Source organism: Methanobacteriaceae archaeon, assembly GCA_030656015.1.
In the GTDB taxonomy this organism is placed as follows: Archaea; Methanobacteriota; Methanobacteria; order Methanobacteriales; family Methanobacteriaceae; genus UBA349.
On record JAUSNX010000004.1, the window covers coordinates 462344 to 486365 of the forward strand.

Below are 24022 nucleotides of genomic sequence, written 5' to 3' on the forward strand. Positions count from 1 at the left end.
TTGAGAAAAGAAATAAGAATTGCAGGATTTGGAGGTCAAGGAATAATATTAGCTGGAATAGTTATTGGTAAAGCTGCAGCACTACACGATAATATACATGCAGTTCAAACCCAATCCTACGGGCCTGAAGCTCGGGGTGGTGCTTCCAGAACAGAAGTTGTGATCAGCGATGAGGAAATTGACTATCCTAAAGTACAAAGTCCAGATATTATGGTTGCAATGTCCCATCAAGCATTAATGGCATATTTACATGATTTAAAAGATGGTGGAACCCTAATTGTTGATCCAGATATGATAATTGAAGAAGAAGTTCTTCCTTTTGTTAAAGAACATAATATCAATTATTATGAAGCCCCTGTAACCAAAACTGCTGAAAAAGAAATTGGGCTTAGTATAGTGGCCAATATTGTGATGATTGGAGCCATAACTGGAATTACCAAGGTAATTTCTGTTGAAGCTGCTGAAAAGGCCATAGCTGAAAGTGTGCCTCCGGGAACTGAGGCTAAGAATCTAGCTGCTTTTGAGGCCGGCCTGGCGATAGTAAAATAAATATTTTAAAATACCATTATTAAAATATTTTATCAATTCTTTATTTTTATTTTTTAATTTAGAAATGGAATACGTTATCTGCAATATACTATAATTATAATAATCATATTTCTAATTAATTATAATTAATAACATTAAATAGGTAATAACATAAATAGAGGTTTAAAATGAAACTTTATGAATATAATGCCAAAGCTGTGTTTAAAAATGATGGAATATCTGTACCTGAAGGATATATGGCCAAAACCAGTGCAGAAGCCCAAAAAATTGCGAAAAATATGAACCGGCCCGTGGCCATAAAGTCTCAAGTCCTGGTAGGTGGACGTGGTAAAGCTGGTGGAATAAAATTCGCCAATACACCACAAGAAACTTTTAAATGTGCTGAAGAGTTATTATCTAGTAAAATTAAAGGTGAAAAAGTCAAATATATTCTTATAGAAGAGAAAGCCAACATTAAAAAGGAATTCTATGTCAGTGTGGCTGTTGATCGTGCCAATAAAAAACCGCTTATTATGGCCAGTGCAGAAGGCGGAGTGGATATTGAAGAATTAGCTGAAAAAAGCCCTGAAAAAATCATCAAATATCATGTTAATCCACAGGACGACTTTTTGCCCTATGAAGGGCGAGAAATAGCTCGAAAAATGGGAGTAAAAAGCTCACTAATATCCTCCGTAGGAGGAATTATATGGAAATTATTTCAGGTATTTAAAAAATATGATGCTAACCTGGCCGAAATTAATCCACTTATTGTAACCCCTGAAGGAATTATAGCTGCTGATGCTAAACTCGATTTGGATGATGATTCTATTTTCCGTCACCTGGAAATGATGGAGCTGGATGAGTATGAAGCAGAAGAATTTGCTTTTGTAAAACTTGAGGGTGATATTGCCGTGATTGGAAATGGAGCAGGTTTGACACTTACGGGGATGGATATGATAAAATTAAATGGTGGAGAACCAGCTACATTCTTGGATATTGGTGGTGGTGCATCCGCAGATGTTATAAAAAAAGCACTGGATTTAGTAATAGATTATTCTCCAGTAAAAGTTATATTTCTCAATGTGCTAGGTGGAATCACCCGAGCTGATGATGTAGCTCGAGGAATTATAAAAGCTTTAGAAGAAGCTGAAAGGAAAATTCCATTGGTTATTCGACTTACTGGGACAAATGAAGAAGAAGGACAAAGATTACTCACTGATGCTGGAGTATCTTTTGAAACATCCATGGAAGATGCCGCTAAAAAGGCAGTAGCACTTCGAAATTCTTTTTAATCTAATTATTTTTATTTAAAAATTAAATTATAATTTATTTTGAATTATAGTTAAAATAATTCTTATTTCATTACTTTTAAAATTTTAAATCAATTATAGTTAAAAAAATACTAAAAAATTAAAATAATCATGATATTACTGTTTATTTATTCTTGATTTCAGATTAGATACTTCTTTTTAATGTTACTGAATGGGCCATTACTAATGCTGAAAGGACAATATAAGTCAACAAAGCGGATTCATTGAATGACCTATTAAATATAAACAGTCCTACAATACTTTGAGATAAGAAAGCAGCTAATGCACCAATTAGAAGTGCTTCTCTTCCTAAAAATATCCGACTGCCATCTTTCCTTTTAGAGCGATACTTACGCAATATAACAAATCCAGTTATAGTAACTAACATTATCCATGACATTAAAAATAATAGTCCCAAATATCCGGCGTCAAATGCTACAGCAAATAAGCCAGGGAGCATATAATCTATATAATCCTTTTTTGCAACAAGTACACCATAAAAAAGATGGTATGGTAATCCTAAACCTTGTATAAATGTCATTGGAAGAGTCATATAACCATCTGCCCCACCTAAGCATGCTGATTTCCAGTAACAGGATCCTTGTACATGACCAAGTAAGTTAGTGTTTGTTAAAACTGTTTTCAAACTAGGAATAGAGTACTGTTCCAATCTAGAAACCCTTAACATGGGACTTAAGACGGCTTTATTAAGTACTTGTGACATGATTTCTAGCATGGCAAATCCACCCGCACCTGCAATAATAAAACCTATGACTGATTTACGAGTTATTTTAGTACTCCTTTTAAAACTCTTGGACATTATTAAATATCCAAAGGCCCATCCCAAAAACCATAATATGAGGAAAGACCTATGCATTATTCCTCCGGCCACCGCAATAACAAAGAAAAGAATAATACTTAATGTTTTTATAGATGTTGATTTAATCCCTACTTCACTGAGTAAGCTAGCAGCAGCAGCCACAGTAACCCAGCCAAAAACAGCTAAAGGGCCAAAAGGGTGAGTAAATTCATGGTGAGACAGAAAAGGAAGCAATAATATTATAGCATCTACACTAAACATGGCAGCGATAAGAGAAGTGAGTACAATCCCTAAAAACAAGACCATACTTAAAGGTAAAGCCACCACATTAAAAAGGAGTAAAATTCCTAGATGTATTATGACTGCTACTTCTATTATTAGTTGCAGATTATTTTGAGCAATGAACATGATATCAAATTAGTTTTAATAATCAGTATAATATAAATATATGGGCTAAATTAGTTTTAAAATCAAATGAAAGAAATTTTTTGTTCATTTTTGTTTCTCTAAGTTATCTATGGACCCTGAAAATTTAAAAGAATTTTACAAACTATTTTAAAACAGTAGCATAGTTAGCATATCATATTTAATTAATTATAAACTTTCCAAACCCACCCAATCTCCAAAAAAATAAATCGGCTGAAAATTCAAATTTTCTATATTTTATATTTCTCAATTTAAAAAAAATATGGTTAAAAATTTCATTAAAATCTAAAAATTAAGAATATTGAATTAATATTAACTGAAGTTATAACCCAATATTTCTCAATTCCAGTGAAATACACTTTATTTATTGTCCAGAAACTAATCCCTGCACATAATTCAATATTTCTTGCAAGAAGTTGGTTATTTGATCTACAAACCCGGGATTAGAAACTTGTTGACTTATACCTTGAAGTTTATCCTGGAAATTAGTCAAATTGGATCGAACTTTCTGAGAATTAGCCACAGAATCCGCTATTTGTTGAGTCTGGTTGTTGCTAAGATTAATATTCATTTGATTTGCAACATTTACCACAATAACTTTTATCTCATCAGGATTCTGTAAATTCTGACTTTGAGTCTGATTTTTTACATCAGAAAAAAGTTGTGCCACCTTGTCCCCATTTTGACCAGTTTGATTTACCAGTTGAGTTTCCAGATATAGCTCCTCAGTAGATGCTTTTTTAGCTTCTTCTGGAATAGGAGTACCTACAGCAATCTCATAAGATTTTAAAACTCCGGCTAAAGCAGCTTCACCAGTAGCAGGAACTGGAGAAGAAACAACCACATATCCCCGATCTATTCCTGAAGATTGTAGGGCATTAGCATACATTTGCGGCGTTACTACAGTTACTTTACTTTTATCTACAATGACCTTAGTTCCGTTTTGATAGCTTAAATCAACCATGGCACATGAAAATATCTTACTTGAAGGATAAACCAATCCAGTGATATTTTTAGATACACTATTAACTTCTGAAGCAGTTATAACCTTAGTAGTTGCATCAGTTATATTTTTATCAGTTTTAGACTGAAAATAGCTCAACATTGAATTTTTATATGCTGCATTATTATTGGTTGCTTCCCCTAGGGTAATTGAAAAACCAGAAACAGCATATATGGGAGCAATTAGTACTAAAACTAAAAGAAAACCTGCCATATACTTCTTCATAGCATCACCTCTTTACTATAATTGAACAGCCATTATTAAATACTTTTTTATAGTAATAAGTATTTTTATGCCCAAAAAAACAACGCAAAATATGTTTTTCACAAATTAGAATTAAAATATTAAAAAAAATAGAATTTAATGGTATTAAAACCATGCAGCTACAGAATAATCCATCTATATCTAAGCTAAAAGAACAACTCTGCTTTCAGTAGATTCATTTACTACTTCCAAACCACATAAATTCCCAATATCCCTGGCAAAATCTTTTACTTCTGAAAACATAGGCATATTATCTAAAGCCATTCTTTGACGAGAATATCCTACAAACATGTATGCTTTAACTTCTACAAAATCAGGCTGGGCTTTTTTGATTAAATCAGCATATCCTTGCGGATCAAACATATTCTTTTCCCTAACCGCGGTTATTCTAAGAACCTTACGGCAGTCAAAAGTGGAAAGTAATTCCAGAGAATCATTAAGATTTTCCCAGGCACCTTCGATTTGTGGTCGACAAAGTTTTTGATAAGTATCCTTTTCCGGAGCATCCAGGGAAATATAAAGTTGAGTTGGATCCTGGGGAAGTTCTTTTAATTTAGATGGTGTTAGACCATTGCTGACCAAGAATGTAGTGAAGTCCCGGCGATTAAATTCAGAAATTAACTCTCCAATTTCTGGATAAAGCATAGGTTCTCCTGCCAGAGAAATAGCTGCATTTTTAGGATCACCAGATTCCAGGGCCTTCTTTTTATTGGCTTTTTCATTCCCAAAAAAGCCACATAACAACTTTTTTTGGGCCTGAATACAATCTTCAATTATTTCTTTTGGTTCATCATAAGGCCCCTCCCATTTAATATCCGTGCTGGAAAGGTCTCTCCAGCAGAAAAAACATTTTTGTTGGCAAAAAGGAATACTAGGGGACATTTGAAGACACCTATGGCTTTCAATCCCATAAAATTTTTCTTTATAGCATACTCCCTCATCAAGAATGCTTTTTTTGGTCCAGTGACATATTTTTGCGGCGGCATGGTAATTCTCGCCTGCAAAACGATAACCCATTTTCTCAAGCTTTTGCCGTTGTTCAGTTGTTAATATCATTTTATATCCTTACTTAAAATTGAATTATGTGATAAATTAAGTTTATAAATAGGTAATAGCTAATTAAAATTTAATGAAATTTAATTAGTTATGAAATTATTAAACTAATTAAAAAATATTTAGTTTAATTTATCTTTAATCATTACATAATATAATTTATCTACCATTCAATTAATAGCTGTAAATAATAAGATTATCAGCTTCAATTTTAATACTTTATATGTTTAATATAAAATTTTTAATTTTCTTTTTTTTTTGATATTATGAATACTAGGCGATATACTTTAATTTCATTGAGTCATTCAGAAACAAAAAATAGTATTTGTAAACGATACTTTTTGCTTGGAAAAGTGTGTTGTTAAAACATAAGCTGGATAAAACACTTTGAATAGAGAAAAGCTTTCTATCGAATTATAACTTGAGACTCTAAAAATTATATATCTTAACCAGATAATCAATACCCATCGCATAAACCAATCACATTAAATAATTATATTAAATATTATATTTTATTTTGATCTTGTTTTTACAGAAAATCATCAAATCTCATCATTGGATATAAGAAATATTAATTAGCCAATTTATAATTTCAAATCTATTTTTCCAAACAATAATAGTTAAAAAAATATTATTAAACTGAATAAATTTCTGAAAATAGTGGCCTAAAACTAAATTATTCAAAATTTAAAGACATATTATGACTATTTTTGTTATTAAATAGGCTTAGAATTATATTTAGATAACTCTAATAATAAAAATCTATTTAATAAAATTTTAGCCATAAATATCCCAAAATAATGCTTTTTTCAGCGAAATAACGCCTTTAATTTAGAATTTAACTGATGATGGCCAATATTTGATTTAATTGCTTTAAATGAAAAAATAAACCATATATAAGCTTTGTTGTCCTATCTTTCAACAAAACATTTATATAGTCTTCTAATGTGAATAATACCTATTGTTACCAAAAGTCTAAAAGCCATTATTAGCATTTAGACGTGGAGGCGGTACAATTAAGCGACATTCAATATATGCCCTACTGATTGCATTATGCATAGTAGTGAGCTTTTTGCCCTTTTCACAAGGTGCCATTGTAGGAGATACACAAAACTCAAAAACAACTTTAAAGGTGGATAACAGTGTTTCCGAAGTAAGCGCTGCTTACAAAAAGAAATACAAAAGTTATTCCCAAAAAAAGTACTACAAATATAAAAAGTCCAAGTATTACAAGAAATACTCTAAAAACCACTATTACAAAAAAAGCAAGAGTACTAGTCCCATTAGTCCAGCAACAGAAAAAGAAAAAGAAGAACTTAATCATTTACAGGGAACAGCTGGATTAAACAAACTTTCTAAATACATTAACAAACACTTAAACCACAGATCCGGAGCAGCACACACCGCAGCAGGTGTTGAAAAAACTGGATACGGAGACTGCTGGGGACTCTCAGATTGGACTTCAAAAAAGCTATCTAAAAACGGATATCAAGTTAAAGTGGTGCAAGGTGCAACATCAGCATCATCCAGACACCGCTGGACACAGGTAAAAGTAGATGGGAAATGGACTACATTTGAGCCATCACTGGTGACCAAAAAATATGGAAGTAAACATTACACCGCCACTTGCGGAAAAGTAAGTTCAGTTATAAAAACTTACAACATTTAATGTTTACTCTTTTTTATTTTTAGCAATCCATATAAATTTTAAATTAATTTTAATAATTATTTACTATTTTTAAGAAATTTTAAGTAATATTGAACCATTTATTAATTTTTTAACAGATCTATGTTAAAAAAGTTTAATCAATTTAAAACAAATAATTTTTAAAGAGATTATGGCAATTTTCTTGTATTTAAAAGCAAACAAAAGATTTTTTAATTAATTAGAACTTTATTAAGAAATTTATTGTTTGTAAAAATTAAAAGGCGCATTTAAGGCGATTTTAAAAGCCATACTAATTTATAAAGGCTCTTCTAAGATAAGAAACATTATAAAAAGAGATTTAAAGACTTTTAACAAAGTCCATTAAGTGCTCTAAATCTAAAAAAGGACCCTATATAAGCTTTTTTGTCCATTTTGACAAAGAAACATTTATATAGCATTATAATATGAATAATAGTGTTGTTACCAAAGTCTAATTTATAGCCATTTGAGGCTTTTAGACATGGAGGCGGTACAATTAAGCGACATTCGCGATATTCGCTACTAATTGCATTATGCATGGTAGTGAGCATTTTGCCCTTTTCACAAGGGGCTTTATTAGGAGACATCCAAAACTCTAAAACTACTTTAAAAATCGATGGAACAGTTTCACAAGTAAGCGCTGCTAGTATTACTAAAGCTACGGCAGCAGAGAATGCACAATTAACTCATTTGCAAGGAAAAGCTGGATTAAGCACTTTGCGAAAATACATTAACAAACACTTAAATCACAGATCCGGAGCAGCTCATACTGCTGCAGGTGTTAATAAAACCGGATACGGAGACTGCTGGGGACTCTCAGATTGGACTGCAAAGATACTCAAAAAAAATGGATACACCGTCCGAGTGGTGCAAGGTGCAACATCAGCATCATCCAGACACCGCTGGACACAAGTAAAAATTGATGGAAAATGGATCACCTTTGAACCTTCACTGGTGACCAAAAAATATGGAAGTAAACCTTACACATCTACTTGTGCAAAAGCAAGCAAGGTCATAGTAACCTATAATGGTAAATAGGTTTACTTTTATTTTATTTTTTAGAATTTTTTATTTTTAATTTGATCTAAATTATTAAAAAATAATTTAATAATCAATTAGAATCTATTGTTTATCTAAATTTTTTACAATTAATAACTAAAATTCCAAGAGTATTTTGAGAATTAGTTAGGAATTAATAATGAATTATAATAAATATTGAAGTGATTCATATTCTCTTAATTTAGCGTTTTTTTAGTATTTGAAGTATTTTAGTAGATTAAAATAAATATGCTACTTAACCCAAATATTTTTATAATATATTAACTCCAAATTATTAATATAAAATAATTTTTTATTGTATTTACTCATTTGGAGGATTCTAATGAAGCTAATTTCAAAAACTCCCATTGTAATATTGAATTTCAAAACATACCTGGAATCGACAGGAAAAAACGCTTTAGAATTAGCTAAAGCATGTGAAAAAGTAGCAAAAGAAACAGGAGTAAATATTGCAGTGGCTCCCCAACATATAGATCTTTATAATCTATCAAAAGAAGTTGATATTCCCGTACTAGCACAACATATTGATCCAATTACTGCCGGCGGCCATACTGGAAGCGTTCTCATGGAATGTGCTCAAGAAGCCGGAGCAGTAGGTACTTTGATAAATCACTCTGAAAAGAGAATGAATTTAGCAGACATTGGTGAAATTGTTAAAAGATCTTCCCAAGCGGAAATGGTCAGCGTGGTTTGTACTAATAATATTGAAACCAGTGCAGCAGCAGCTTCATTAGGACCTAATTTTATTGCTGTAGAGCCACCAGAACTTATAGGATCCGGAATACCTGTTTCACAGGCCGAACCTGAAGTTGTCACCGGTACAGTTGCTGCAGTACAAAAGATAAATCCTTCTGTGAAGATTCTTTGTGGTGCTGGTATTTCCACCGGCGATGACATGAAAGCTGCTCTAGATCTAGGATCAGAAGGTGTTTTATTAGCATCTGGCATTATTCTAGCTAAAAGTCCTGAAAAAGCACTTCTAGATTTGGTAAGTAAAATTTAAATTAATTAAATATCATTAAGAATTTCATTATTAATTCCTAATATTTAATAATTTTATGTTTTTAATATTTTATTAATAGCTACTGAGTTCGGCAGCTTAAGGAGAATATGAATGTCACTCAAATTCAATACCATAGATGATTTTCAGTTTAACAACAAGACAGTTCTAGTCCGAGTAGATATAAATTCCCCTGTGGACCCTAATACTGGAATTATCTTAGATGACACACGAATGAAACTTCATGCAGAAACTATACTCGAACTATCTGATAAAGGAGCTAAAACTATCCTTTTAGCTCATCAAAGTCGTCCAGGTAAAAAGGATTTTACCACCTTAGAACAACATGCACATGTTTTATCCAAAATACTCGGTCGGCCTGTGATTTATGTAGAAGATATATTTGGGTGTGCGGCCATGGAAACAATTGCCCGACTTGAGCCAGGTGACGTTTTACTCCTTGAAAATGTCCGCTTTTACTCAGAAGAAGTTTTAAAAAGAGAAGCTCATCTGCAAGCAGACACCCATATGGTGAAAAAACTTTCTTCCATTGCCGATTACTTTATTAACGATGCTTTTGCAACTGCTCATCGATCACAGCCTTCATTAGTCGGTTTTGCCTTCGAATTACCATCCGCGGCAGGAAGATTGATGGAAAAAGAACTTAGAATTCTTTATGGTGCATTAGATAATGTCCAGAGACCTTGCGTGTATGTTTTAGGTGGAGTAAAAGTCGATGATTCCATTATGGTAATAGAAAATGTACTGGAAAATGGAAGTGCTGATTTTATTCTCACTACTGGATTAGTAGCCAATATATTCCTTCTAGCATCTAAAGTAAAAATTGGTAGATGTAATAAAGAATTTATTGAGAAAAAGGGATATTTTGATTTTTTAAAGGTTGCTGAGAGGTTAATAGATAAATTTAAGGATAAAATCTCAATACCCATAGATGTGGCAATTTGTAAAGATAATAAAAGGATGGATGTTCCGGTTAATGAGATTCCGGATCTTCCAATATATGACATTGGGACAGAAACTATCAAATTATATGCCCAAAAAATACGTCAGGCCAAAACCATATTTGCCAATGGGCCCGCCGGAGTTTTTGAAAATCCAGAATTCAGTATTGGGACCGATGACATACTCAATGCCATAGCTTCTTCAGATGGATTCTCTATTATTGGAGGAGGCCATCTAGCAGCAGCCGCAGTTCAAATGGGCTTTGAAGGTGAAATTGATCACATTAGTAGTGGTGGTGGGGCCAGTATAAGTCTTCTGGCAGGTGAAGAACTTCCAGTAGTAAAAGTTTTAGAAGAAGTGGCCGTTAAAAAATAAGCTGCCATAATTAATTATAATGATTATTAAAAGGATGATTATTTGAAAGGCAATAATTATTTTTTAAAACCATAATTTTTACTACATATCAATATTAGAAGATTATAAATGCTTAATTTAAGATTTAAACCTTTTTTAAAAGCATGAAATTTAATAATAAATATAAATACAAATATAATTAATAATAATCTCCAAATAGCAAACTATAAAAGCAATAACATCTAACTGATTTGTTACCTCGTTAAATATTAAATATTAGATTAAAAATGAATCAAAGAAAAATATTTAATATAAATAAAGGTCTTTATCTTAAAAAGATACCGTTTAAGGCAATGTGGAAAATAAATAACCACAAAGTATTTAAGTAAATACTTCCTAAAATCAAAATGCCTCGGTAGCTCAGTCTGGTGGAGCGCGAGACTTGTAATCTCGTGGTCGCGGGTTCAATTCCCGTCCGGGGCTCTAAGTACGAGAAATAAAATTAGTATTTATATAACTTAATTAAAGCAATGGGGACCATAGGGTAGCTTGGTCGATCCTTCGGGCTTTGGGAGCCTGAGACTCCGGTTCAAATCCGGGTGGTCCCATTCTTAAAATTCATAGATTATTTTCATGTATTAATTAATTGCATGAAAAACTTAACATATAATAATCAATCACCCGCCTTAGCTCAATTCGGCAGAGCATCGGACTGTAGATCCGAGGGTTGCTGGTTCAAGTCCGGCAGGCGGGACTTTTGATCTCGAAAGCGGTCGATATAATAGATACTATTATATATAATGCTTTATAAATTAGAATTTAATTAAGATAAGATCCATAGATGAATATTAATAAATGCCATCTAATTCTAATCTAATTGATATAATAATTTTTGAGAACAAAATCAACCGTACTATTTATATACTATAAAAATAATCAAAGATATATCTATATCTTAACATCCCTAATTAATCAGCGCTGTAGAATTAGTATGAACATATAGTACGAATACTAGCTTTATTAGAAAAGTATATAAGCAGGTAACCAAATACTTAAAATTGCTCTAATTCTGGAAACCTGCCCTGGTGGTGTAGGGGCTATCATGCGGGCCTGTCGAGCCCGCGACTCGGGTTCAATTCCCGGCCAGGGCGTTCCATTAGGGCCCGTAGCTCAGTCTGGCAGAGCGCTTGGCTTTTAACCAAGTGGCCGCGGGTTCAATTCCCGTCGGGCCCGTTTTCTGATTTTTTATTGGGATTATTTTAACTGGAGGATATATTGTGAAGAAAGATATCTTAAAGCACGAACTAGTTCCCGATCATGTTATTTTGTCTGAATCTGAAGTTTCTAAAGTACTTAAAAAAATTGAAGCACATCCTGAACAGCTCCCTAAAATAAAAACTGATGACCCTGTGGTCAAATCTATTGGGGCTAAAGAAGGAGACATACTTGAAATAACTCGTAAAAGCGCCACAGCAGGAAAATTTGTTACTTATAGGCGGGTGCATGATTAATCGAGTGGTTCAATTTAATTAATTCTTATTTAACATTTTTTTACTCTAATAACTCAAAAAATCAAACTCATAATCTAAAACATTTCAACAAATATTATATAAAAATCGTATTTGCTTAAATTGAATTTATGATTAATAGTTTGAATAAATGAGTATTAAAACTGAAAGTAAACTAGTATTTATTAAAACTAATATTTTAGCTAAAAATTTTGTAGTATTTATTTTTTGGAGGAAGTCCATGAAAAAGAGTGCATGGGGATTGGTAGACGCATTTTTTGATGAACACAACCTGGTAGATCACCACGTTAAATCCTATAACGACTTTGTAAATCATCGAATACAGGACATAATTGACATAACTGAACCTATTGAGTTAGAACAAGGAGAATATTCCGTCGAAACAGGACAACTTGAAATTAAAAAGCCCTTTACTAAAGAGGCTGATGGTTCCAAGAGCCTTATATTTCCAACAGAAGCTAGGCTTCGAAACTTAACTTATTCTGCACATATGTATCTGGAAATGCGTCTTTTGAAAAAAGATGAAAGCGAACCAGATTTTGAAAAAGTTTACATTGGGGAATTACCTCTAATGCTTAAATCAGACATATGTCATTTGAATGGTTTAAATAAAGAAGAATTAGTGGTCAAAGGAGAGGATCCTCAAGATCCTGGTGGTTATTTCATAGTAAATGGTTCTGAAAGGGCCATAGTTACCATGGAAGAAATCGCTCCTAATAAAATTATTCTAGAAAGAATCGGTGAAGTTGAAGATAGACGTGCTAGGGCCATTGTTACATCAATAAAGAGTGGTTTCAGAGCAAGAATTTCTTTAGAATACAGAAAACCGCGAAAAACTGGAGTTTTCTTAAGAATTTCATTCCCTTACGTTCCAGGAGAAATACCACTTGTTGTTTTACTGCGAGCATTAGGATTATCTACTGATGAAGAAATTATCACCCATATTTCTGATGATTTCAATTATCAAATGATTATAGCCGACGATATACAAGTTTCTGATCAGGGTCTTAAGTTAGAGCCAAGCGAAATGGAAGAGCTCTCTCAAGAAGAGAGAAGGCAATACTTACAAACCAGTGCCATCAAATACATCGGAAATCGTGTCGCTAAAGGTATGACTGAAGAATACCGTATTAGAAGAGCAGAAGACGTCATTGATAGATATCTATTACCACACATGGGTGTAGAATCAGAAACGCGTGCTGAAAAAGCCACGTACCTGGCTGAAATGACCGAAATGTTACTTCAAGTTATTTCTGAAACACGTGAACCGCATGATAAGGACCATTACACTAACAAAAGACTGCGAGTATCTGGAGATTTAATGGAAGATTTATTCCGTGTTGCATTCACCAGTTTAACCAGAGATATGAGTTATCAGCTAGAGCGAAGTTTAGCTAGAGGTAAAGAACCCTCTGTAAAACAAGCTGTGCGTTCTGATGTGCTAACCGAGAACATTAAACACGCCATAGCCACTGGAAACTGGGTAGGTGGACGAGCAGGTGTAAGCCAGCTTCTGGATAGAACCAGTTACATGGGTACTTTGTCTCACATGAGAAGGGTTGTTTCTCCATTAAGTAGAAGTCAACCTCACTTTGAAGCAAGGGATTTGCACCCAACTCAATTCGGTAAAATCTGTCCCAATGAAACCCCAGAAGGTCCAAATTGTGGTCTGGTGAAAAACCTGGCCCTTATGGCTAAAATATCTGAAGGCTCAGATCCTGCAGAAATTGAAAATATCATCAAAAAGATGGGTATACTGGAGTAAACCATTTTTTATTACAATTCTTTGATTTTTAATCGGGAGGCAATTTCGTGAGAAAAGCTAAAATTTACATAAACGGGAAACTCATCGGGGCCTGTGAAGATCCAAACAACTTCGTAGATGAAATGAGGGCAAAACGAAGAACTGGAGAGATCTCTGATGAGATGAATATTACATATTATACTGAAACTGATGAAATTTACATTTTTAATGACCCTGGTCGTGCTAGAAGACCTTTAATCATTGTTAAAGACGCAGCACCATTACTTCAGGAAGAACAAGTCGCCGGAATGAGAACGGGTGACATTAAATGGAACGATTTAGTGAAAGATGGGTTTATCGAATACCTCGATGCTGAGGAAGAAGAAAACTCCTATATTGCCATGTCACTGGCCGAGTTAAATGAATATCACACCCATCTAGAAATAGATCCATCTACCATGTTAGGTATTTGTGCGGGGATTATTCCTTTTGCTAACCACAACTCCTCACCAAGGAACACTATGGAAGCAGGAATGACTAAACAGGCACTGGGCCTATACGTTTCTAACTATGGAATGCGTACTGATACCAGAGCTCACCTTTTACACCATCCACAAACACCTATTGTTAAAACCAGAATCATTGATGCTACAGGATACGACAAACGTCCATCTGGGCAGAACTTTGTGGTAGCAGTTATGTCTTATGAAGGTTACAACATGGAGGATGCTTTAGTTATAAATAAAGCTTCTATTGAACGTGGACTTTCCAGATCATCATTTTTCAGATCTTATGAAGCATCTGAGAGAAGATATCCTGGAGGACAAGAAGACAATTTCGAAATACCTGAAAAAGGAGTTAGAGGATATCGATCTGAAGAAGCTTACCGTCACCTGGATGATGACGGGATAGTGAATCCGGAATCTGTTGTTTCTTCCGGAGATGTATTGATAGGTAAAACATCTCCTCCAAGGTTTTTAGAAGAAATAGATGAATTTGGAACCGTGGCAGAGAGAAGAAGGGAAACTTCAGTTACGGTAAGGCACGGAGAAAAAGGAACTGTAGATGCAGTTTTACTAACTGAAACTGTTGAAGGAAGTAGATTAGCAAAAATAAGAGTTCGTGACCAGAGACAACCTGAATTTGGAGATAAATTCGCTTCACGGCACGGGCAAAAAGGGGTTGTAGGACTCATAGTTTCTCAAGAAAACATGCCTTTCACTGAAAATGGTATTGTACCGGATTTAGTAGTTAATCCTCACGCTATTCCATCAAGGATGTCCATTGGACAGGTGCTGGAAATGTTAGGTGGAAAAGCTGGATGTATGGAAGGAAGAAGAATTGACGGAACACCATTCACTGGCGAGCAGGAAGTTGACATTAAAACTGCTCTTAAATCAAATGGATATGAAACTGCAGGTGTAGAAGCATTATACAATGGAATTACTGGTGAAAAAATAGAAGCAGAGATATTCGTTGGAGTTGCTTACTACCAAAAACTGCACCACATGACCGCTGATAAAGTCTATGCCAGATCCAGAGGACCTGTACAAGTACTTACCCGCCAACCTACAGAAGGTAGGGCCAGAGAAGGTGGTCTAAGGTTTGGAGAAATGGAAAGAGATTGCTTAATTGCTCATGGAGCAGCTTTAGCTCTTAAAGAACGATTATTAGATGAATCAGATAAGTACGAAGCTATTGTATGTGGAGAATGCGGTATGGTATCTGTTTATGATAAAGTCCGGGATAAAACATACTGCCCAATCTGTGGGGAATCAGAATCGTTCCCAGTAGAGATTTCATATGCATTCAAACTTTTATTAGACGAACTAAAGAGCCTAACTATATTCCCTAAACTGGTTCTAGAGGATAAAGCCTAATCAAACATCCTTAATATTTTTTCAATTTATGTTTTCAATTTATGGATAATTACACTAATTGAAATTTAAAAAAAAATAAGGTAAAAAATAAGGGATTAATAATAGCAAATTAAAGGAGAGAAAACTTTGACCGGAATTTTAAAGAAGATTTCCCAAATCAACTTCGGATTAATGTCTCCAGACGACATAAGAAGTATGTCTGTTACAAAAATCGTAACACCAGACACCTATGACGAAGATGGATACCCTATTGAAAATGGGCTAATGGATCCACGTTTAGGAGTTATAGATCCCAGTTTAAAATGTAGAACCTGTGGTACTAAAGGTGGAGAATGTCAGGGTCACTTTGGAAATATAAATCTAGCCAGACCTGTAATTCACGTAGGATTCGCAGATACTATTCATAAAATATTGAGATCCACTTGTAACACTTGCGGACGGATTTTATTAACTGATAGTGAAATATTTGATTATCAGAACAAATTCAAGACACTAATCAAAAACGAGGAAAGTTTAACCAAAATAATTAAAGATGTTTATACTGTCGCTCGAAGGGATAAATGTCCTCACTGTGAAGAAGAGCAGGAAGACGTTAAAATTGATAAACCAGTTTCCATTGTAGAAGGTAACTATAAACTTACTCCTAGTGAAGTAAGGGAACGGTTGGAAATAATAACTGATTCTGATGCTGTGATTTTAGGAGTAAATGCTGAGAAGGCCAAGGATGGTACTCAAGTAGCCAGACCTGAATGGATGATTCTAACAGTTTTACCAGTTCCTCCAGTTACAGTAAGACCTTCCATCACTCTAGAAACTGGTGAACGTTCAGAAGATGATTTAACTCACAAATTAGTTGATATTCTCCGTATTAACCAACGTTTAAAAGAAAATATGGAAGCTGGTGCTCCACAACTTATTGTAGAGGATTTATGGGAACTTTTACAGTACCACGTAACCACCTACTTTGATAATGAAGCATCAGGAGTGCCACCAGCCAGACACAGATCCGGTAGACCATTGAAAACTCTTGCTCAGAGATTAAAAGGAAAAGAAGGTCGTTTCAGAAGCAACCTTTCTGGTAAACGTGTAAATTTCTCTGCGCGTACCGTTATCTCACCAGATCCAAACATCAGTATCAATGAAGTAGGAGTTCCAGAAATAATAGCCACTGAAGTTACGGTACCAATAAAAGTAACTGAATGGAACCTGGAAGAACTTAAAGGATACATTATGAATGGTTCTGAGGTACACCCTGGAGCAAATTATGTCATAAGGCCTGACGGTCGGAAAATTAGAATTTATGACGAAATAAAAGAAACTGTAGCTGAAAATCTGGAAAAGAATTATCTGGAAAAAGGTGAACTGGGATATGTGGTAGAGAGGCATTTGAAAGATGGAGATGTGGTTCTCTTCAACAGACAACCTTCCCTTCACAGAATGTCCATGATGGCCCACGAAGTACGGGTTTTACCATATAAAACATTCCGATTAAATCTCTGTGTATGTCCACCATACAATGCTGATTTTGATGGGGACGAAATGAACATGCACGTCTTCCAAACTGAAGAATCACGTGCCGAAGCCAAGTCACTCATGAGAGTACAGGAACACATTCTCTCCCCAAGGTTCGGAGGACCTATTATTGGAGGAATACACGATCACATTTCAGGAGCATATCTGTTAACCCGGAAAAGCGCCATATTCAATGAAGATCAAGTATTCCAGGTTTTAAGGAACGCAAAGTTACCTATACCTGATAGAACTGGTGAAACCTGGACTGGAAAACAAATTTTCAGTAAAGTGCTGCCTAAGGACATGAACATGGTTTACCGAGCAGAAATCTGCAGAAAATGTGACGAGTGTACCGAAAGATCTTGTAAAAACGATGCTTACGTAGTTATCGAAGAAGGTCAACTATTAAGTGGAGTTATAGATGAAAAAGCCTATGGTGCTTTCTCTGGAAAAATCCTGGATCACATTGTGAAAGAATACGGAACTGATAGCGCCAGGGAATTCCTGGATGCATCTACCAAACTGGCAGTTTCAGGTATTATGAAAGCAGGATTCACCACCAGTACCAATGACGAAGAAATTCCTCAAGAAGCTAAAGAAGATATCGAAGCTTATCTGTATGAAGCTGAAGAGAGAGTAGATAAACTGGTAGCTGCTTATGATAACAACGAACTGGAACCATTACCTGGTAGAAGCCTGGAAGAGACTCTGGAAATGAAAATCATGCAGGTTCTAGGGGAAGCCCGGGACAAGTCAGGGGAAATTGCAGAAAGTTACTTTGACATTAACGAAAACAACGCAGTAATAATGGCCTTAACTGGTGCAAGAGGTTCCATGCTGAACCTTACTCAGATTACTGCTTGTGTAGGACAACAGTCAGTTCGGGGTGGCCGAATCGACAGGGGTTACAGTGAAAGAACACTACCTCACTTCCAAAAACGTGAACTAGGAGCAAAAGCACGAGGATTTGTGCACTCCAGTTACAAAGAAGGTCTGGATCCTATAGAATTCTTTTTCCACGCAATGGGAGGAAGAGAAGGTCTGGTAGATACAGCTATACGTACTGCTCAGAGTGGTTACATGCAAAGAAGACTGGTTAATGCTCTGCAGGATTTGAGTGTAAATGCAGAAGGTAAGGTTACTGACAACCGGGGCGTTGTTATCCAGACCCTTTATGGAGAAGATGGAGTAGATCCAGCCAAGAGTGACTATGGTAAAGTAGTTGACCTGGACAAACTCGTAGACGAAATGAGGATAAAATCAGGTAAGTGATAGTTAAGTGATCTGGAATTAATTTAATTAAGATATTAAATTTAATTAATTTGAAAAAATTAATTGATAAATAATGATAATTAAATTATCTTTAACATTTCGGGTTTAGGTGATTTTGTGCAGGAAACAATAGAAAAGGTTACAAAAGTCGTTAAAAAGAAAAGGGCTCAGAAAATTTTTACAGAACAGTTAATATATGAAATAGCTGAAACTGTAGAAAAACGTGACCTTGATGATAAAGAACTTGATGAATTAGTTAAAAAAGTTAAAAAATCTTATGACCGTGCCAAAGTGGAAGATGGTGAAGCTGTAGGAACTGTTGCTGCCCAATCTGTTGGGGAGCCAGGTACTCAGATGACCATGCGTACTTTTCACTATGCAGGGGTAGCAGAACTTAACGTTACCCTGGGTCTTCCCAGACTCATTGAAATTGTGGATGCTAGAAAGAAGATATCCACTCCAACCATGGCCATATACTTTGAAGAAGAATTCAGAGGTGATGAAGAATTCGTAAGGACTATTGCCAATCAGATTGGTAAAAGTACTATGAATGACATTGTCCAGGACTTCCACGTTAACTATGCTGAAATGAATGTAGTAGTGGAACTGGATATGCCTAAAATTGAAGATAAAAGGCTTGATTTCGAGGACATTATAAATCGTGTAGAAAAAGCTTTTAAGAAGGTTAAGATAGATAACAACGTACTAAGTTTTGAACCTGCTAAACCAAGTATAAGAGAATTAAGACTTTTAGCAGATAAAGTACGAGATCTTCAAATAAGTGGTGTGAAAAACATCGGAAAAGTCGTTATTCGTAAAGAAGAGGACGAATGGGTGATTCACACTGAAGGTTCAAATCTTGGAGCTGTTCTTAAAATGGAAGGTGTGGACAAAGTCCGAACTACAACCAACGATATCCACGAAGTAGAGAAAGTTCTCGGAATAGAAGCAGGCCGGAACGCAATTATACACGAAGCACAACGTACAATGGATGAACAAGGACTTACAGTCGATGTGAGACATATTATGCTAGTAGCAGATATGATGAGCGCTGATGGTTCGATTAAGTCCATAGGTAGACATGGTATTAGTGGTGAGAAAGCTAGTGTTCTTGCTAGAGCTTCTTTTGAAGAAACTGGAAAGCATCTTCTTCGCGCTAGTATAAGAGGAGAGATAGATCACCTTACCGGAATCATTGAGAACATTATTATCGGACAACCAATACCGTTAGGAACGGGCTCTGTTGGTGTCTTAATGAAACAAAAAAAATAAGGAGGCAGTAGATGGACGTAGATAGAGGAATACGAGTAGCTGTAGACACAGGTGTTGTCACTTTAGGATCAGAAAAATCAATTCAGGCCTTAAAATTAGGTAAAGGAAAACTAGTAGTAGTTGCTGAAAACAGCCCAGAGAACATCAAAGAAGATGTCGCTTACTATGCTAAACTTTCTGAAATTCCTGTTTACACCTTTAATGGAACCAGTGTTGATTTAGGTTCTGTTTGTGGTAAGCCATTTACCGTGGCCACTCTGGTCATCAAAGAACCTGGAGATTCTACAATATTAGAAGCAATGGGGTAGTGTTCAAGTGACTATAAAATTCACCACCAATGAAATAAGATATATTGCACTGTTTGAAAGCATGACCGGTGCAATGGTAAAAGATTGTATCGTGGACGATGAAAACGGAAAAATTACTTTTCTGGTGAAAAAGGGAGACATGGGCCTTGCCATCGGTAAAGGAGGAAGTACCGTAACCAAAGTCCAGAAAACAGTGGATAAAGGTGTTGAAGTTATAGAGCACTCTGAAGATCCCGTTGAATTCATATCCAATTTAATGGCCCCGGCTAAACTTCGCAGTATCAGAATTCTGCAAAGGGAGAACGGGGAAAAAGTTGCCACTGTAGACACAGATGGTAAAAATAAGAGGACTGCCATCGGTAAAGGCGGTCAAAATATTGAAAGAGCCAGATTACTGGCCAAACGACAGCACAGCATTAGTAATATCGTTATAAAATAAATTAACTAGAATGCTAGTAATTAGCAGAAACTATTAAAATTAATTTAATATTATCTTAATATAATTGTAAAAACTAGTAAACTAGAAAAATTAAATAACTTAATATATTTCAATTACTCTCATTAAATTTTTAGCTAAATTTATATGGTTTAATATATATTGGTTTTATATTGATTACGCTAATAACCGAAAGCGGGATTATTAACTCAAATTTATAAGGAGGAATATTAACTTGCCAGGACTTTTCGCAGCTAAAAAGCTCAAAAAAAATAGACAACATTTCAAATGGAAAGATACTCAATATAAACGAAAAGCATTACGTTTAGATGTAAAAGCTGATCCCTTAGAAGGTGCACCACAAGCACGTGGAATCGTCATCGAAAAAGTGGGAATTGAAGCAAAACAACCAAATTCTGCTATACGAAAGTGTGTAAGAGTACAGCTCATTAAAAACGGTAAACAGCTAACTGCTTTTTGCCCAGGTGATGGTGCTATTGGTTTCATCGATGAGCACGACGAAGTACTCATAGCCGGTATCGGCGGACCTTCCGGAAGATCCATGGGAGATATCCCTGGTGTCCGATGGAAAGTAACTAAAGTTAACAACGTTTCCCTATCACAAATGGTTAAAGGGAAAATAGAAAAACCAGTGAGGTAATTTCATGAGTCAAGTTTTTGATAAGTGGGATCTGGAAGAAGTAAAAGTAGAAGACATGGGTCTGGTTAATTACCTATGTTTGGATGAAATAATGGTTCCCCACACTATGGGCCGGCACGTCAAAAGACAATTCGCCAAATCAAAAGTCTCTATTGTAGAAAGGTTAATGAATAAAATTATGAGAACCCACATCAACGCTGGAAAGAAAAATAAAGCTTTCAGTATCGTTGAAGGTTCTTTTGATATTATAAACAAACGATCCAAACAAAACCCCGTGCAAATTCTAGTCAAAGCTGTGGAAAACACTTCTCCTCGGGAAGAAACCACCCGAATTAAATACGGTGGAATCGGGTACCAAGTAGCAGTGGATATTGCACCTCAGCGAAGAGTAGACCTCTCTCTCGGTTTCTTAACCAGAGGCGCTATGCAATCTGCTTTCAAGAGTAAAAGATCTATGGCAGAAAGTCTAGCTGACGAACTTCTTCTAGCAGCAGAATACGATACTAGAAGTTTCGCTATTCAGAAAAAAGAAGAAAAAGAGAGAATTGCTAGATCTGCCCACTAATTACCATTTTCATATTTTTTTTTAAATGATTTCATGGAAATTATTATTTTCATTAACTCTTTTTAAAAAAATGGAAGTGGTGCATGCTATATAGTATAATAGCATGATTAGGGTATTTCAAAAGATAATAAAATGATTAAATGTAAATTATGAGATTTGTCATATTTACCAGGTGATTTTAGTGAGTAGACGAGACAAAATGATTAATAGAATAAAAGAGCTGATGTACCAGCCGAAATACATTCGGAACATCGGTATCGTGGCCCACATCGACCACGGAAAGACAACTTTGTCTGACAACCTGTTGGCCGGTGCTGGTATGATATCCTCTGAGTTAGCTGGAGACCAGCGTTTCCTAGATTTCGATGAACAGGAACAAGCTAGAGGAATCACCATTGACGCAGCAAACGTGTCCATGGTTCACAAGTATGACGATAACGAATATCTGATCAACCTTATTGATACACCAGGTCACGTGGACTTTGGTGGGGACGTAACCCGGGCCATGAGAGCGGTAGACGGTGCAGTAGTAGTAGTATGCGCTGTGGAAGGTATCATGCCCCAAACAGAAACTGTGCTAAGACAAGCTCTAAAAGAGAATGTAAGGCCAGTTTTATTTATTAACAAGGTTGACCGGTTAATTAACGAATTAAAACTTGATCCTACCGAGCTACAAAATCGGTTCGTCAAGACCATTGCCAGTGCTAACAAGCTCATTAAGAATATGGCTCCTAAAGAGCTAAAAGACAAATGGCAAGTTAGAGTAGAAGATGGAAGTGTTGCTTTCGGATCTGCATATCACAACTGGGCGCTCAATGTACCAGTCATGCAGCAAACTAGTATCAACTTCAATGATATCATCAACTACTGTAAAGACGAAAAACAGAAAGAATTAGCTGACAAAGTGCCTCTAGCTGACGTATTACTGGGAATGGTAGTAGAACACTTACCAAGCCCTGATGAATCTCAAGCTTACCGGGTACCTACCATCTGGCCAGGAGACTTAGACAGTGAAGAAGGCCAAGCCATGCTCAACACTGACCCTGACGGGCCATTAGCAGTAATGATTACTGATGTGAGTATTGACAAGCACGCCGGTGAAATCGCTACTGGACGGGTTTACGGTGGAACTATTGAAAAAGGAACTGAAATCTTTTTCGTGGGATCTCACGGTAAAAACCGGATCCAGCAAGTAGGAGTTTACTTCGGACCAGAAAGAGTAAACACTGATAAAGTGCCTGCCGGAAACATTGTAGCAATTACTGGTGCCAGAAACGCTGTAGCTGGGGAAACTGTCTGTAATGAAGGCCGTAAAATTGAGGCTTTCGAAGGATTAGAACACATCTCCGAACCAGTAGTTACGGTAGCGGTAGAAGCTAAAAACACCAAGGACCTGCCTAAACTAATTGAAGTTTTAAGGCAAATAGGTAAAGAAGATCCTACCATTAAGGTAGAAATCAACGAAGAAACTGGAGAGCACCTCATATCCGGTATGGGTGAACTTCACTTGGAAATTATCGCTTACCGTATCAATGAAAAAGGTGTAGAAATTGAAACCTCAGAACCAATCGTAGTATACCGGGAAACCATTTCTGGAACTGCAGGGCCTGTGGAAGGAAAATCACCTAACAAGCACAACAAGTTCTACATTGAAATTGAACCACTGGAAGACGAAATATTCCAGGCCATTCAAAGTGGAGAAATTAAGGAAGGCCGTGTTAAAGGTAAAGATTTAATTCCAAAATTCGTGGAACTCGGTCTGGAAAAAGACCAAGCCCGAAAAGTTTGGAATGTTTACCGGAGATCAATATTTGTTAACATGACCAGAGGTATCCAGTACCTGGACGAAATCAAGGAACTTTTAATGGAAGGTTTCGAGAGTGCGCTAGATGATGGACCTATTGCTAAAGAGAAGGTCATGGGAATCAAAATCAAACTCATGGATGCAAAGATACACGAAGATGCGGTACACCGAGGACCTGCCCAAGTATTGCCTGCTATCAGGAAAGCAGTATACGGATCATTAATGCTGGCCGGGCCAACATTACTGGAACCTATCCAAAAGGTATTCATCAACGTGCCCCAAGATTACATGGGATCATCTACCAGAGAAGTTCAGAACAGAAGAGGCCAAATTGTGGATATGTCCCAGGAAGGAGACATGGCCACCGTAGAATCCAAAGTTCCTGTAGCGGAAATGTTTGGATTTGCCGGTGACATTCGTTCTGCAGCTGAAGGAAGATGTTTGTGGTCCACCGAGAATGCAGGATTTGAAAGACTGCCTCGTGAACTGCAAAAAGAAATTATAAGAGAAATTAGGGACAGAAAAGGCCTATCACCAGAACCATATGGTCCTGAACACTACTTAGGTTAAAT

General features: G+C 35.8%; 20 protein-coding genes and 5 tRNA genes. 21 read left to right on the top strand and 4 right to left on the bottom strand.

Features of this window, described 5'->3' with window-relative positions; genetic code table 11:
* Both Q7I96_05415 and sucC read left to right on the top strand, forming a co-directional pair.
* Window positions 1-549 (top strand): 2-oxoacid:ferredoxin oxidoreductase subunit gamma, encoded by a 549-nt coding sequence (locus tag Q7I96_05415; GenBank protein ID MDO9627052.1) that lies wholly within the window; start codon window positions 1-3, stop codon window positions 547-549.
* 167 nt (window positions 550-716) lie between these two features.
* The gene (sucC, locus tag Q7I96_05420) at window positions 717-1820 is read left to right on the top strand and encodes an ADP-forming succinate--CoA ligase subunit beta (protein MDO9627053.1); all 1104 of its coding nucleotides are present in this window, start codon (window positions 717-719) and stop codon (window positions 1818-1820) included.
* A gap of 163 nt (window positions 1821-1983) precedes the next feature.
* Here sucC and Q7I96_05425 read toward each other — a convergent pair whose 3' ends face one another.
* The 3 genes from Q7I96_05425 to twy1 all read right to left on the bottom strand — a co-directional run bounded on the left by Q7I96_05425 (window position 1984) and on the right by twy1 (window position 5407).
* Window positions 1984-3066, bottom strand: coding sequence for a hypothetical protein (locus Q7I96_05425; GenBank protein ID MDO9627054.1), 1083 nt, complete (start codon window positions 3064-3066; stop codon window positions 1984-1986).
* 382 nt (window positions 3067-3448) lie between these two features.
* Window positions 3449-4312 carry a DUF1002 domain-containing protein gene (locus Q7I96_05430; GenBank protein MDO9627055.1) on the bottom strand — a complete coding sequence of 288 codons (864 nt, stop codon included), beginning with the start codon at window positions 4310-4312 and terminating at the stop codon, window positions 3449-3451.
* A gap of 180 nt (window positions 4313-4492) precedes the next feature.
* A complete protein-coding gene (gene twy1, locus Q7I96_05435; protein MDO9627056.1) occupies window positions 4493-5407 on the bottom strand; it encodes a 4-demethylwyosine synthase TYW1 in 915 nt (304 codons plus the stop codon).
* A 1069-nt stretch (window positions 5408-6476) separates the two neighbouring features.
* On the opposite strand from twy1, the gene Q7I96_05440 reads away from it, so the two are divergent.
* Window positions 6477-7073, top strand: a complete 597-nt coding sequence (locus Q7I96_05440) for a transglutaminase domain-containing protein (protein ID MDO9627057.1) — start codon at window positions 6477-6479, stop codon at window positions 7071-7073.
* 347 nt (window positions 7074-7420) lie between these two features.
* Here the strand turns inward: Q7I96_05440 and Q7I96_05445 are convergent, their stop codons facing one another.
* Complete coding sequence (locus Q7I96_05445; protein ID MDO9627058.1) at window positions 7421-7630, bottom strand: hypothetical protein; 210 nt, start codon at window positions 7628-7630, stop codon at window positions 7421-7423.
* A 13-nt stretch (window positions 7631-7643) separates the two neighbouring features.
* On the opposite strand from Q7I96_05445, the gene Q7I96_05450 reads away from it, so the two are divergent.
* From Q7I96_05450 to Q7I96_05535, 18 genes are all read left to right on the top strand, one after another.
* Window positions 7644-8129 carry a transglutaminase domain-containing protein gene (locus Q7I96_05450; GenBank protein MDO9627059.1) on the top strand — a complete coding sequence of 162 codons (486 nt, stop codon included), beginning with the start codon at window positions 7644-7646 and terminating at the stop codon, window positions 8127-8129.
* Between the two features lie 343 nt (window positions 8130-8472).
* Window positions 8473-9153 (top strand): triose-phosphate isomerase, encoded by a 681-nt coding sequence (gene tpiA / locus Q7I96_05455; protein MDO9627060.1) that lies wholly within the window; start codon window positions 8473-8475, stop codon window positions 9151-9153.
* Window positions 9154-9264: 111 nt separating this feature from the next.
* Entirely contained in the window at window positions 9265-10488 is a 1224-nt protein-coding gene (locus Q7I96_05460; protein ID MDO9627061.1) for a phosphoglycerate kinase, read from the top strand.
* A 388-nt stretch (window positions 10489-10876) separates the two neighbouring features.
* Window positions 10877-10950: transfer RNA gene (locus tag Q7I96_05465), tRNA-Thr, on the top strand.
* Window positions 10951-11000: 50 nt separating this feature from the next.
* A tRNA-Pro gene (locus tag Q7I96_05470) sits at window positions 11001-11075 on the top strand.
* Between the two features lie 72 nt (window positions 11076-11147).
* A tRNA-Tyr gene (locus Q7I96_05475) sits at window positions 11148-11221 on the top strand.
* A gap of 325 nt (window positions 11222-11546) precedes the next feature.
* A tRNA-Asp gene (locus Q7I96_05480) sits at window positions 11547-11618 on the top strand.
* An 8-nt stretch (window positions 11619-11626) separates the two neighbouring features.
* A tRNA-Lys gene (locus tag Q7I96_05485) sits at window positions 11627-11700 on the top strand.
* 44 nt (window positions 11701-11744) lie between these two features.
* A complete protein-coding gene (locus Q7I96_05490) occupies window positions 11745-11978 on the top strand; it encodes a DNA-directed RNA polymerase subunit H (protein ID MDO9627062.1) in 234 nt (77 codons plus the stop codon).
* Window positions 11979-12216: 238 nt separating this feature from the next.
* Window positions 12217-13761: a DNA-directed RNA polymerase subunit B'' gene (locus tag Q7I96_05495; GenBank protein ID MDO9627063.1), complete on the top strand. Its 1545-nt coding sequence runs from the start codon at window positions 12217-12219 to the stop codon at window positions 13759-13761.
* A 47-nt stretch (window positions 13762-13808) separates the two neighbouring features.
* A complete protein-coding gene (rpoB, locus tag Q7I96_05500) occupies window positions 13809-15620 on the top strand; it encodes a DNA-directed RNA polymerase subunit B (protein ID MDO9627064.1) in 1812 nt (603 codons plus the stop codon).
* Window positions 15621-15746: 126 nt separating this feature from the next.
* Complete coding sequence (locus tag Q7I96_05505; protein MDO9627065.1) at window positions 15747-18404, top strand: DNA-directed RNA polymerase subunit A'; 2658 nt, start codon at window positions 15747-15749, stop codon at window positions 18402-18404.
* A gap of 174 nt (window positions 18405-18578) precedes the next feature.
* Window positions 18579-19676, top strand: a complete 1098-nt coding sequence (gene rpoA2, locus Q7I96_05510; GenBank protein ID MDO9627066.1) for a DNA-directed RNA polymerase subunit A'' — start codon at window positions 18579-18581, stop codon at window positions 19674-19676.
* A gap of 11 nt (window positions 19677-19687) precedes the next feature.
* Window positions 19688-19984 carry a 50S ribosomal protein L30e gene (locus tag Q7I96_05515; GenBank protein MDO9627067.1) on the top strand — a complete coding sequence of 99 codons (297 nt, stop codon included), beginning with the start codon at window positions 19688-19690 and terminating at the stop codon, window positions 19982-19984.
* Window positions 19985-19991: 7 nt separating this feature from the next.
* On the top strand, window positions 19992-20423 hold the full coding sequence (locus Q7I96_05520) for a NusA-like transcription termination signal-binding factor (GenBank protein ID MDO9627068.1): 432 nt from the start codon (window positions 19992-19994) through the stop codon (window positions 20421-20423).
* Window positions 20424-20655: 232 nt separating this feature from the next.
* Window positions 20656-21081: a 30S ribosomal protein S12 gene (locus tag Q7I96_05525; GenBank protein MDO9627069.1), complete on the top strand. Its 426-nt coding sequence runs from the start codon at window positions 20656-20658 to the stop codon at window positions 21079-21081.
* Window positions 21082-21085: 4 nt separating this feature from the next.
* Window positions 21086-21646 (top strand): 30S ribosomal protein S7, encoded by a 561-nt coding sequence (gene rpsG / locus Q7I96_05530; protein MDO9627070.1) that lies wholly within the window; start codon window positions 21086-21088, stop codon window positions 21644-21646.
* Window positions 21647-21827: 181 nt separating this feature from the next.
* Window positions 21828-24020 carry an elongation factor EF-2 gene (locus Q7I96_05535; protein ID MDO9627071.1) on the top strand — a complete coding sequence of 731 codons (2193 nt, stop codon included), beginning with the start codon at window positions 21828-21830 and terminating at the stop codon, window positions 24018-24020.
* Window positions 24021-24022: the final 2 nt, after the last annotated feature.

Excerpts from the sequence above, each read along its gene's own strand:
- sucC (MDO9627053.1), top strand. The coding sequence starts at position 717 with ATGAAACTTTATGAATATAATGCCAAAGCTGTGTTTAAAAATGATGGA.
- Q7I96_05425 (MDO9627054.1), bottom strand. The coding sequence starts at position 3,066 with ATGTTCATTGCTCAAAATAATCTGCAACTAATAATAGAAGTAGCAGTC.
- Q7I96_05430 (MDO9627055.1), bottom strand. The coding sequence starts at position 4,312 with ATGAAGAAGTATATGGCAGGTTTTCTTTTAGTTTTAGTACTAATTGCT.
- twy1 (MDO9627056.1), bottom strand. The coding sequence starts at position 5,407 with ATGATATTAACAACTGAACAACGGCAAAAGCTTGAGAAAATGGGTTAT.
- Q7I96_05445 (MDO9627058.1), bottom strand. The coding sequence starts at position 7,630 with ATGCATAATGCAATTAGTAGCGAATATCGCGAATGTCGCTTAATTGTA.
- tpiA (MDO9627060.1), top strand. The coding sequence starts at position 8,473 with ATGAAGCTAATTTCAAAAACTCCCATTGTAATATTGAATTTCAAAACA.
- Q7I96_05460 (MDO9627061.1), top strand. The coding sequence starts at position 9,265 with ATGTCACTCAAATTCAATACCATAGATGATTTTCAGTTTAACAACAAG.
- Q7I96_05495 (MDO9627063.1), top strand. The coding sequence starts at position 12,217 with ATGAAAAAGAGTGCATGGGGATTGGTAGACGCATTTTTTGATGAACAC.
- Q7I96_05515 (MDO9627067.1), top strand. The coding sequence starts at position 19,688 with ATGGACGTAGATAGAGGAATACGAGTAGCTGTAGACACAGGTGTTGTC.
- rpsG (MDO9627070.1), top strand. The coding sequence starts at position 21,086 with ATGAGTCAAGTTTTTGATAAGTGGGATCTGGAAGAAGTAAAAGTAGAA.